The organism is Actinomycetota bacterium, assembly GCA_030776725.1.
Taxonomy (GTDB): domain Bacteria; phylum Actinomycetota; class Nitriliruptoria; order Nitriliruptorales; family JAHWKO01; genus JAHWKW01.
Genome location: JALYHG010000214.1, coordinates 1 through 10,624 on the forward strand (window position 1 = coordinate 1; position 10,624 = coordinate 10,624).

Here is a 10,624-nt window from a genome sequence, read left to right on the forward strand (position 1 = left end):
CCACCATGGGCGAAAGGCAGAACGGAGATCGGCGAGCGCCTGCCGCACGGTCACGGCCCGGCTCGGCCGCAGGCAGTACCGTCGGCGTGCACCCGGTCGGGGCATCACGCTCGTTTCATCCTGAGAGAGCTACCCGTGCCGACGTGCGGACACGAAAGCATCACGACATGGATAACGGAACTGTCAAGTGGTTCAACGCCGACAAGGGCTACGGCTTCATCACCCCAGAGTCCGGTGGCGAGGACCTGTTCGTCCACTTCTCTGAGATCCAGGGGCACGGCTTCAAGACCCTCGAAGAGGGTCAGAAGGTCTCGTACCAGGTGACGCAGGGCCAGAAGGGCCCCCAGGCCAGCCAGGTCACCCCGGTCTGAGCCGACCGAACGCGGCGCACCAGACGCGCCGCCTGACGAACCCATGAGCCCCGCTTCCGAGCGGGGCTCGTCTCGTCCGCGCCCAGCTGGGCTGACACGGCCCGGAGCGCTCCCGGCGACGTGACTATCCGGCTCGGCGTGACCGCCACCTACCATCCGTCCCCGTCGGGCGACGTGGAAGCGAGGATGTGTCGCAGGAGGACGGCCTGTCGGCCCTGGAGTTCCGGTTCCCGTTCCGTCGTTACCAGCGGCTCGCGCTGAGCTGGTTGGAGTCGGTCGTCGACACGGCCGAGGACGACGGGCGCTACCACGTCGTCGCTCCGCCGGGGTCGGGCAAGACGATCCTGGGTGTGGAGATGGTCCGCCGGTTCGGGCGGCCCGCGGTCGTGCTGGCACCGACGACGGCCATCCAGGAGCAGTGGCGGGAGCAGGTCGGGCTCTTCCTCCCGGAGGGCGGTGATCCCCGCGCCGTTGTGAGCACCGATCCGCACCGGCTCACCCCGATCACCGTCCTGACCTACCAGTCGGTGTCCACCTCGACACGCCCGGACCAACCGCTCGACGAGCTCGCGTGCGAGCGGTGGCGTGAGGAGCTCGTCGCTTCCTCCCAGGCCGGCGACGTCGATGCGACGTCGAAGCGCCTGGACAAGATACGGGCGAACAACCCCGCCGCGTTCCGACGGGAGCTGGCCCGCCGTCACCGGCGGGTGAAGCGGGACCTGCTCCGCACGGGGCAGGCGGACATCGAGCGGTTCCTGCACGACAACGCCGCGCCCTGCTCGACCGTCTCGTGACCCACAGGGTGGGCACGGTCGTCCTCGACGAGTGCCACCACCTGCTCGACCACTGGGCGGTCGTCGTTCGTACCCTCGTCGAGCGGCTGGTGGAGCCTCGCATCGTGGGGCTGACGGCGACGTTGCCCGATCCCCGAGACCCCGGAGGAGCACGAGAACTACACCGAGCTCCTCGGCGACGTCGACCTGGAGGTGCCGACCCCGGCGGTGGTGAAGGAGGGGGAGCTGGCCCCCTACCGGGACCTCGTGCGGTTCGTCGAGCCGACCGAACGCGAATCGGCGTACCTCCGCAACGTCCAGGGCGCGTTCGAGGAGGCGCTCGCCGACCTCACCGGTGACGAGCGCTTCACGACCTGGCTGCACGAGACGGTGGGATCGCGCGACCCGGAGCGGTGGTCGACGCTGCCCCGCGAGGATCCACTCTGGGCGATCGCCGCGATGCGGGTGCTCCATGACCTCGGCGCCAGCGTCAGCGAGGCGCTCCTCGTACCGGTCGATGCGGAAGCGCCGCCCACGCCCCGGGATCAGGCCGAGGTGGTGGCCCGCTACGGACTGCACGAGCTGAAGGTCAGCCCCGATCGCGCCGACCACGAGCGGCTGGCGAGGTTGCGCCGAGCCCTCCAGCCGTTCGGCTTCGTGCTCACCGAGCGCGGTCTGCGCCACGCCCGCTCGCCCGGTGATCTCGTCCTGCGACCTCGACCCGGTGCTCGTCACCGGACGCACCCTGTGGGTGGATGCGGACATCGCGGATGAGCTGACCGCGGACTTCACCGCGAGGCTCGAAGACATGGGCGCGCGAGCGACGTGCCGTGCGGCCCGGCTCGACGGTGAGCGCATCGCCCAGCTCAGCGGCGACGGCCCCGACTGGTCGTCGCGGGTGTACGTGCAGCTGGTCACCGACGCGTTCGAGGCCGGCACCACCCGCTGCCTGGTCGGCACCCGCGGGTTGCTCGGCGAGGGCTGGGATGCGCTGCGCCTGAACACCCTCGTGGACCTCACGAGCGTGACGACCGCGCAGTCGGTTCAGCAGCTGCGTGGCCGGAGCCTCCGCATCGACCCGTCGTGGCCCCGGAAGGTGGCGCACAACTGGGACCTCGTCTGCGTCGCCCCGGACTTCGACCGCGGCGACCGCGACCTCAGACGGTTCGCGTCGCGTCACCGCCACTTCTGCGGGGTCGTCCCCGTGTCGCGCCCACGCGAGCTGCTCCACCAGGCGCTCGCCGGTGCCGACGCCCTCACGAGCGGGGCGGGTGCGGACGAGTTGGGGGTCGTACCGCGGGTGCGCGGCGAGATCGTGAAGGGTATCGCCCACGTCGAGCCCGACCTCGCCTGGCAACTCCTCGTCCGGCCCTGGAAGCGGGTCGGCTACTCGCGGGTCAACCACCGCTGTGCCGCCGCGATCGGTGACCGGCAGGACAGCTACAGGCTGTGGGGTGTCGGCGAGCCCTACGAGAACGCCGACCGTTGGGTGGCGCGCCGCCGCGCCCGGGACCTCCGCATCCGCACCGCCCACACCATCTCGGACACCTTGCGGTCGCTGGTGCGTGCCTTCCGGGCGTCGATGCTCGGAGGAGCGCTGCTGACGGCGTGGGTCCTCGCGCGGATCTCCCTGGACCTGGCAGCGGCAGGGACGACGATCAGGGAGATGACGTCGGCCGCCGGGTGGGTGCTGCTCGTCGGGTTCCTCAGCACGCTCGCGCTGAACGCGCGCCCGGGCTGGCGGATCATTCGCCGGCTCCTCACCGACCAACCCTCGGAGGACATCGCCGGCGACGTCGGGCGGGCGTTGCTCGTCGGGCTCCGGGACGCCGGCCTCGTCAGTCCCGTGCTGATCGCTGAGCACGTCCGCGTGGCCGACCAACCCGACGGCACGACCCAGGTCGTTCTCCAGCACGCCCCCGCCGCGGACGCCGAGACCTTCGTCGAGGCGCTCGGCCAGCTCCTCGGACCGATCGAGGATCCGCGCTACCTCATCGTCCGAGACGACGGCCGCCTACTCGACGTCGGCCTGCGCTGGCTGTGGGTGCCGCTGCGTCGGATCGTCGAGCGAGGGCGAGGGACGCGCACCAGCTACCACCCGGTGCCCGACGTGCTTGGCGTGAACCGGGAGCGCGCGGAGGCGTTGGCGTCCGCCTGGCCGAGCACGTCGTCGGGGGCGAGCTCGTCTACACCCGCAGCGACGAGGGCTGGCAGGTGCTGCTGGAGGCTCGGGCCGCCGAACGTCCGACGGCGACGAGCTGGGCGTCCATGAGTGGCGCTAACCGACCTGGATCTGACGGAGGTCGCGCTGGCGCTGGTGTGGTTGACGCTGCTGTTCGCGGCCTTCGGGCTGCTCTTCTGGGCCGCCGGTTGGCGGCCGCCGGGGTGCCGCTGGTCGCCGACCGCGACACCGCCTGGCGGGCCTTCGCCGGTTAGCGGGTCAACTACGACACGCCGCTGCTGAAGTTGGCCGAACTCATCGTGGCACCGGGGGCAGCCTGGACATTCCGACCGATCGCCCCCCTCGCCCAGGTCGCCGGCGGCGCGCGGGCCCCAGGACGGTCTCCCACGCGGGGCGAGGGGCGCCGACGGTGACCCGCCGGCTGAGGTGCGGCCACGCCGAGCCGACCGGGATCGACTCCCCCGGCCAGGAGGAAAGCGTGGGACGGTTCAACCACCGGGTAGGTGAACCTTGTCGAGCCCCAACACTGTGATGGACGTCTGGAACAGCGCGTCGAACGTGCCGTCGTGAGACTCGAGATCCTCGGTTCGGATGTGGCCCGCGAGGAGCAGGCGGCCAGTCACGTCGCAGATGCTGCGACCCGCAGCCTCGGAGAGCGTGCCGTCTGCGCGGTAGCGTTCAGCGGCGGTTCGACCCCGACCGCGATGCTCGCCGCTCTCGCCGACCAGGATCTGCCGTGGGAGCGGATCCACGTCTTCCAGGTCGACGAGCGCATCGTCCCCGGCGGGCACCGCGACCGCAATCTCGATGTGCTCCAGAGGTACCTGCTGGATCCAGCTCGAGTGCCTTCCACCAACGTGCACCCGATGCCGGTCACGGATCCGGATCCGGCGGTCGCGGCGAACCGCTACGCGGCCGAGTTGGCGCGCGTCTGCGGCGATCCGCCTGTCCTCGACCTGGTCCACCTCGGCCTCGGTGCGGATGGGCACACGGCGTCGCTGGTCCCCGACGACCCTGTCGTGCAGATCAGCGACAGGCCCGTCGCGACCACCAGCGTCTACCGCGGCCACCGTCGGATGACTCTCACCGTGCCGGTCCTCGTGCGCGCCCGGCAGCAACTGTGGCTGGTCGTGGGCGCCGACAAGGCCGACGCTGTCCGTCGGCTGGTCCGCCGGGACCCGGAGATCCCCGCCAGCCGGGTCGCACACGAGGACGCACTGCTGGTCCTAGACGACGTAGCCGCCGAGCAGGTCGCTTCCAACCGCGATCGCCCTGACGAAGACAGAACAGGAGCTTGACCGGACTCCTGCCCACCATCATGCTCGCGGCTGCCGCATCCCCGATGGAGGTCGACGTGGCGTACGACGAGGACCTCGCTGACCGGGTACGCGTCGTGCTCGGCGAAGTCCGAGGGGACTGGGACGAACGCAAGATGTTCGGCGGCCTCGCGTTCATGGTCGCCGGCCACATGACCGTCGGCGTGCTCGGCGACGACCTGCTCGTCCGCGTGGGGAAGGAGGCGTACGACGACGCGCTCGCGGAGCCGCACGCCCGCGAGATGGACTTCACGGGCCGCCCCATGACGGGCATGGTGTTCGTCGGCAACAGCGGCGTCGCGGCGGACACCGATCTCCGAACCTGGATCGGCCGCGGCCTCGACCACACCCGGTGCCTGCCTCCGAAGTGACGCCGGACGCCATCGGGCAGGTTGTGCATCGAGGAGATCATCGCCGCGGCGGTCGGCTGGTCACCTCAGCACGGGCAGCGCAGGGTTCCCGTGCGGGACGCGGCCGGTGGCCGCCAGCACGAACGAGACGTCGTCGGCCAGGTCGGCGGGACGGGCGCGGCCGAGCAGGCCGGTGAGGACCCGCGTGGTGACATCGAGGCCGCGGGGCGTGGCCTCGGGCGGCAGTCCCAGCGCAGCGCGGACATCGAGGCCGTGCACGGTGAGCTCGACCACCCGTGAGGTCAGGTAGTGATCGAGACGCGCGGCGCCGAGTGGTGTGGTGGTCACGCGGTCGGCGCCCGAGCGCTCGGCCGCCGCGACCGCGTCCCTCCAGGCGGGGCCGAAGCGTCGGACGAGGTCCTCCGGGGACGTGCTCGCTGCGTCGGTCGATGCACGGGCGGCGACCTCGCTCGGGTCAGACGTGTTGGCTCGCCGCCAGTAGTCGAGCCAGTCGATCTCCGCTCGCTCCGGTGGGTCCTGCGCGAGGTAGGTGGTCACGCGGCTCGGCCCTCGCAGGAGATGGGCGACGAGCTCCCGCAGCGTCCACGCCCCCAACCGCGTGGGCAGGTCCGGCCACCCGTCGGGCAGTCCGGCGAGGACCTGGTCGAGCCCCTGCCCTTCGGCGCGGATCGCCGCGAGCGACTCCGACATCGCGACGGGGCACGGTCGCTCTGGCGGTGGCTGATCGGCAGGTGGCACGGTCCCGTCCACGGACGCTGGCGTCACCACTGCAGCTCGATCTCGATCTCCGACTCGTCCTCGCCGATCTCGACGTCGAGCTCGAAGACGACCTCGTCGGGGTACCTCGGTCCTGTGCGAGCAGTCAGAGAATGCGAGAACGCACCGTAGGAGGCGGTTCTGGGCGTGGAGGTGATCGGATTCGAACCGACGACTTCTTCGTTGCGAAGCAAGCCCTGGATACTCGACGCGGTGAGACCCGCAACGCCCGAAAGCCGCGAGTTCGTGGCGCGATCACCCGCCAGCGGCCGAATTCGCAAGGCCATGCACCACAAGTCCTGGCGGACGCGGCCCACGAGCACCTCGTCGCGTCCCGCAGCCGACAGCGGGGTCGGGTAGGCGAGTTGTTGGCCGTCGCGGCCGGTGCCGTCGACCACCACCAGCCCCGGAGCCGCATCGAGGGTCGCGAGGGCCGCGTCGCGGGAGACCGGCTGCTGGAAGGTCAGTTTCGCGGCCAGGCAGTGGCCGACCACGACCGGGACGCGCACGTTGGTGGGTGAGACCGCCAGGTCGGGCAGGCCGAGGATCTTGCGGGACTCGGCGATAAGCTTGTGCTCCTCGACCGTGTAGCGGTCGTCTTGAAACTCGCCGCAGTGGGCCAGCACGTTGAACGCCACCGCGCGGGAGAAGTGCTCACCGACGACCTGCGACTCGACCTGGGCGCCGTCGCGGCGCAGCCGGTCGGCGTCGGCCACCAGCTTGCGGGCCTGGCCGACCAGTTCACGATCGCCGCGCGTCCCTCACCGCCGACCGACTGGTAGGTCGCGACCGTCATCTCGACCAGCCCGAACGCCGCGTGCAACGGACCGGCAGCGACCATCAGCACCATCGTGGTGCAGTTGGGGTTGGCCACGATCCCCTTCGCACGCCGTATGACCGCCTGCGCGTTGACCTCGGCGACCACCAGCGGCACGTCGGGATCGCTGTGCCACGCTGAGGAGTTGTCGACCACCACCGCGCCGGCCTCCACCGCGACCGGCGCGAAGGCGCGTGACCGCGCCGCACCAGCCGAGAACAGCGCGACATCCACCTCGTCGAGTACCTCGGCCGACAGCGCCCGTACCGTTACCTGACGCCCCTTCCAGGGCAGGCGCCTGCCTTCCGAAGCGGGGGAGGCCACCAGCACCGGATCGCCAGCCACCGGGAACCGACGCACCTGCAGCAGCCGCAGCAGCTCCCGTCCGACCAGACCCGTGGCCCCCACCACCGCCACCCGCATGCCCTCGCCCAGCGCCACCCTCCCCCTACGCGCGCAACTGTATACAGGCTATACTCACGGCGCAAGGGTGACGACGCAGCGAGGTCTGCCAGTAGGAGGAGCCCGACCGTGGCCGCCACCGACCCGCAAGCGATCGCCGACCAACTGCGCGACCGTATCCGTCACGGGACGCTCGCCCCCGGCACCTCCCTCAACCAGGTCGAGCTGGCCGACGACCTGGGAGTGAGTCGCATCCCGGTCCGTGAAGCATTGTGCAGCCTGGCCGGTGAAGGGTTGGTGGTCCTGGAGGCCGGCCGGGGGGCACGGGTGGTCGAACACACCCGACGCGACATCATCGACCTCTACGACCTGCGGCTGCGTCTCGAACCTGCGCTCGCCGGCGAGATCATCGACAGCCTGCCCCCCGCCGACATCCGCCAGCTGCACCAGCTGGCCGAACGGATGCTCGACGACCCGCCGCCCGACCGCTGGTCGCAGCTCAACCAGCGCTTCCACGCCTCCATGTACGCCCCCGTCCCCCGGCCCCACACCATCCGCATCGTCGGGCAGGTCATGGGAATGGTCGAGCCCTACTCCCCCCGCTACGTCCACCGGCTCCGCGGCATCGACCGAGCATCCCGTGAGCACCTCACGATGATGCGCGCCATCGCCGACCGTGACCCCGACCGCCTCGCAACCGTCATCGCCGCCCACCTGCGAGGTGCCCGCGACGCGCTCCTGCACGCACTCGACAACAACGCCTGACAGTCACCGATGCGCAGCCGAGCGGGGAAGGCGGATCCGATCTGCGAGCGGTCATATGCGACGAGCGTGACGTGCAGTCGGGGTCTTGATCTTGTTGTGCCGTTTCGGGTCGGCTTCGACACCGACCGGGCCTCCGAGGCAAGGAATCCCGTCAGGTGTCCGGTTGTTCCCGGGGCTTGCGTGCGATGATCTCCCCCTTCCACGGTGACGGGTACGAGCTGCTTCCACCGTCAACCCGGCACGCTGGATCATGCCTTCGATGATCCACGAGAACGTGGAGAACTCCTCACGGACGTGGGTTTCGAAGTCGGCGCGGGTGAACCCCTCGCCGGGGGGTTGCGCCATCCGCTCGATCCAGGCCAGCAGTTGGGTGAGCGTGTCGTGCGCCGCAAACGACCAGATGGCATCCCACCGGTAGAAGGCCCCGCCGGGCCGTAGCGCATCAGCAACCCTGACCAGCGCCACCTGTTTCCAGGTGTCAGGAAGCTGATGCAACGCCGACCGGACGTGATGACGTCCACGGGCGCCGGGTACTCATAGCTGAGCAGCCCGGCGTGGTGGACCGCCACCTTCACCCCGGCCGACTCCGCCCGTTGCCGCGCGAAGGTCAGCATCGTCGACGAAACATCCACCGCGTGGGCAGTGGCGCCCCGCCGGGCGGCCTGCACCGGAAGGGACCCGGTGCCGGTGCCCACATCCACCAGGACCGTGCCGGCGGTCACCCGGAGACGGTCCAACAGCTGATCGTCCGCCTCAGGGTCGGTGCCCTGGTCGCGGTCGTAGGTGTGCACGCTGGCGGCCGAATCGAGGTCGACACCCACCGGCTGGAACTCCGGGAACATCCACGACGAAAGACGGCCTGCCACCACGATCCGACCGTAGCTCCCTGCCGACGTGACGGGGGTCGCCCGTGCAGAGGTGAGGAGGTGGGATCCGTCCCGCCTCACACCAGCGCGCGTAACCTCCACCGTGCGAGGAGAGACGTCTGACACTCGCATCGCGTATCAACGACGCCGTCCAGTTGACGGGCCGGTTCCGGCTGCGCTCGGGAGCCATGAGCGACACGTACTTCGACAAGTACGCCCTCGAGGCAGATCCACAGCTGCTCGCTGAGGTCACGTCCGGTCTTCTCGCCTTGCTGCCAGAGACGTTCGATGCGCTGGCTGGTTTGGAACTGGGTGGCGTGCCCATCGCCACGATGCTGTCGAACCAGACCGGCCGACCAGCGCGGTTCGTCCGCAAGGCAGCCAAGCCCTACGGGACACAGCGCCTGGCCGAGGGTGGTCCCGTGGACGGGCTGCGCCTCGTCGTGGTCGAGGACGTGATCACCTCAGGGGGACAGATCCTCCGATCCACCCGGCAACTCCGGCAACGCGGAGCCGTCGTCGAGACCGCGATCTGCGTGATCGACCGGGAATCCGGCGGGCGGGAGGCCTTGGCTGCCGAAGCGATCGAGCTACGCGCCTTGTTCACGGCCCAAGAACTGACTCGGGCGTGACCCAGGACTACCCGCGGTCATCCCCCCACCGACATCCGGCTTCCACGCGCGGACATCGCAGTGGTTAGGTGCGCTGGGACCATGGCCGCCTGTCCCCTCATAACGTCGAGCCTGGCCGGCAGTAGTTCGACTGTTCGACACTGGGCGGACCGTAGAGTGCGACCCTCGGAGCAACCGAGATCGAGCGAGAGACCCGTGCGAGCGTTTGTCATCGACCATTCGTCGCTTCTCGTCGCGCTCCTGAGAGCTCTCCTGATGCGAGTGCTGGATGCTCTAAGAAGTGTCATTCGGCGGCCTCGCCGTTGGACCGATCATGTGGTCGCGAGGGGCCAGCGACTGGCGGAGTTGATGGCCCAGCAAGAGCACCTGATGACCCTCATGCTTGCCAAGTACCACCCGCTCACTCCTGCGAGCGCCATCGCTGACGACGCTCGGCAACTCGTGTCCCTGCTCGCTGAAATTGAATCGACAGCGGTCGAGATCAGGAGAGTGCCCGCTCTGCGGGAGGCAACAGACCGCCTGCTCGATGCCGGGCTACGCGCCGCCGAGTTCGCTCAGCATGTGTCGAGATGGCGCCGTGTGGACATGAACGCGTGGCATACAACTACGGAAGCGTGGGCTGCAGAGCGCGTTCGATTCAGAGGCGAGCTTGATGCCCTGAATGGGCGCGGTATCCGGCTCTTCCGCTCTGGCGCTGCCCGCTGAAGCCGTGGATATGGGCTCGCTTCGCCAACATCGCAGTAGCGCATAGCGTCGGTGTCGGTCCCGTTGCGCACGGTGACGTGGTCGACGTTCAGCTCTAGATCTGCGTGTATCGCCCGATACGCCACGGCTGTATGGCGCAACAGTTGAACAACACGGCCCGGTGGACGGTCGTTTGTGCCGTGATCGTGCACGGTGTATCGGCGGACCGATGGGTCAGCCGGGTGGGCCTCGGCGGTTGGCTTGAACGAGAGGTCACGGGCGCTGAGTTTTGTCGAGGCGAGTCGCGCGAGCTTCGCCTCGGCCATGGCGGATTTTCCTCCATATCTGGCGGCACTGCTAGGCAGGGTCGCTGGGGGTCGGCGGGTGACCATGCGCGATGATGCTGTCGAGGACGCCGTCGAGGGGCCGCGCCCGCGAGTCCGTGGCGGTGGCGAGCATGCCGGGACCCTCCAGCGGCATTCGGACCCAGCGCACTCCGTCGTCGCGTGCCGATGACGCGGTGACCGGGTGTGGCAGCCGGGCCCCTGCGACCAGGAGCGTTCCGTACATCTTCGCACCTCCCAGGGCGGCGGGACCGTTCCATCCGGGTCGGTCGCCGATGACCAGCTCGTGCCGATGCAGCGGTAGATCGCCGATGTCCGCCTGGGTCGTCACCCGGAGCTGGCCGG

Annotated in this window: 13 protein-coding genes; 9 read left to right on the top strand and 4 right to left on the bottom strand. The window is 69.8% G+C overall.

Going from position 1 to position 10,624, the window contains the following annotated elements:
* Positions 1-167: 167 nt before the first annotated feature.
* The 6 genes from M3N57_10450 (at position 168) to M3N57_10475 (ending at position 5,013) form a co-directional block, all read left to right on the top strand.
* Positions 168-371, top strand: a complete 204-nt coding sequence (locus tag M3N57_10450) for a cold-shock protein (protein ID MDP9023087.1) — start codon at positions 168-170, stop codon at positions 369-371.
* Positions 372-559: 188 nt separating this feature from the next.
* Positions 560-1,165: a DEAD/DEAH box helicase family protein gene (locus M3N57_10455; GenBank protein ID MDP9023088.1), complete on the top strand. Its 606-nt coding sequence runs from the start codon at positions 560-562 to the stop codon at positions 1,163-1,165.
* Positions 1,166-1,375: 210 nt separating this feature from the next.
* Positions 1,376-1,918, top strand: coding sequence for a hypothetical protein (locus M3N57_10460; GenBank protein ID MDP9023089.1), 543 nt, complete (start codon positions 1,376-1,378; stop codon positions 1,916-1,918).
* On the top strand, positions 1,842-3,416 hold the full coding sequence (locus M3N57_10465; GenBank protein ID MDP9023090.1) for a hypothetical protein: 1,575 nt from the start codon (positions 1,842-1,844) through the stop codon (positions 3,414-3,416). The genes M3N57_10460 and M3N57_10465 overlap by 77 nt, the downstream gene beginning before the upstream one ends.
* A 476-nt stretch (positions 3,417-3,892) precedes the next feature.
* Positions 3,893-4,624 (top strand): 6-phosphogluconolactonase, encoded by a 732-nt coding sequence (pgl, locus tag M3N57_10470; GenBank protein MDP9023091.1) that lies wholly within the window; start codon positions 3,893-3,895, stop codon positions 4,622-4,624.
* Entirely contained in the window at positions 4,621-5,013 is a 393-nt protein-coding gene (locus M3N57_10475; protein ID MDP9023092.1) for a TfoX/Sxy family protein, read from the top strand. Before pgl ends, M3N57_10475 begins: the two co-directional genes overlap by 4 nt.
* Before the next feature lie 60 nt (positions 5,014-5,073).
* Here the strand turns inward: M3N57_10475 and M3N57_10480 are convergent, their stop codons facing one another.
* Together M3N57_10480 and M3N57_10485 are read right to left on the bottom strand one after the other, a co-directional pair.
* Positions 5,074-5,703, bottom strand: a complete 630-nt coding sequence (locus M3N57_10480; protein MDP9023093.1) for a maleylpyruvate isomerase N-terminal domain-containing protein — start codon at positions 5,701-5,703, stop codon at positions 5,074-5,076.
* 71 nt (positions 5,704-5,774) lie between these two features.
* Entirely contained in the window at positions 5,775-6,485 is a 711-nt protein-coding gene (locus tag M3N57_10485; protein MDP9023094.1) for a hypothetical protein, read from the bottom strand.
* A 632-nt stretch (positions 6,486-7,117) separates the two neighbouring features.
* On the opposite strand from M3N57_10485, the gene M3N57_10490 reads away from it, so the two are divergent.
* Positions 7,118-7,753, top strand: a complete 636-nt coding sequence (locus M3N57_10490; GenBank protein MDP9023095.1) for a GntR family transcriptional regulator — start codon at positions 7,118-7,120, stop codon at positions 7,751-7,753.
* A 51-nt stretch (positions 7,754-7,804) separates the two neighbouring features.
* Here the strand turns inward: M3N57_10490 and M3N57_10495 are convergent, their stop codons facing one another.
* A complete protein-coding gene (locus M3N57_10495) occupies positions 7,805-8,218 on the bottom strand; it encodes a hypothetical protein (GenBank protein MDP9023096.1) in 414 nt (137 codons plus the stop codon).
* A gap of 520 nt (positions 8,219-8,738) precedes the next feature.
* On the opposite strand from M3N57_10495, the gene pyrE reads away from it, so the two are divergent.
* Entirely contained in the window at positions 8,739-9,251 is a 513-nt protein-coding gene (pyrE, locus tag M3N57_10500; GenBank protein MDP9023097.1) for an orotate phosphoribosyltransferase, read from the top strand.
* A 348-nt stretch (positions 9,252-9,599) separates the two neighbouring features.
* The gene (locus M3N57_10505; protein MDP9023098.1) at positions 9,600-9,956 is read left to right on the top strand and encodes a hypothetical protein; all 357 of its coding nucleotides are present in this window, start codon (positions 9,600-9,602) and stop codon (positions 9,954-9,956) included.
* 336 nt (positions 9,957-10,292) lie between these two features.
* On the opposite strand, the gene M3N57_10510 is transcribed toward M3N57_10505, so the two are convergent.
* A partial coding sequence (locus M3N57_10510; protein ID MDP9023099.1) for a hypothetical protein occupies positions 10,293-10,624 on the bottom strand: 332 nt, incomplete at its 5' end.

What these genes read in the sequence shown, in the direction of transcription:
- M3N57_10450 (MDP9023087.1), top strand. Translation starts at nt 168, where the DNA reads ATGGATAACGGAACTGTCAAGTGGTTCAACGCCGACAAGGGCTACGGC.
- M3N57_10480 (MDP9023093.1), bottom strand. Translation starts at nt 5,703, where the DNA reads ATGTCGGAGTCGCTCGCGGCGATCCGCGCCGAAGGGCAGGGGCTCGAC.
- M3N57_10505 (MDP9023098.1), top strand. Translation starts at nt 9,600, where the DNA reads ATGGCCCAGCAAGAGCACCTGATGACCCTCATGCTTGCCAAGTACCAC.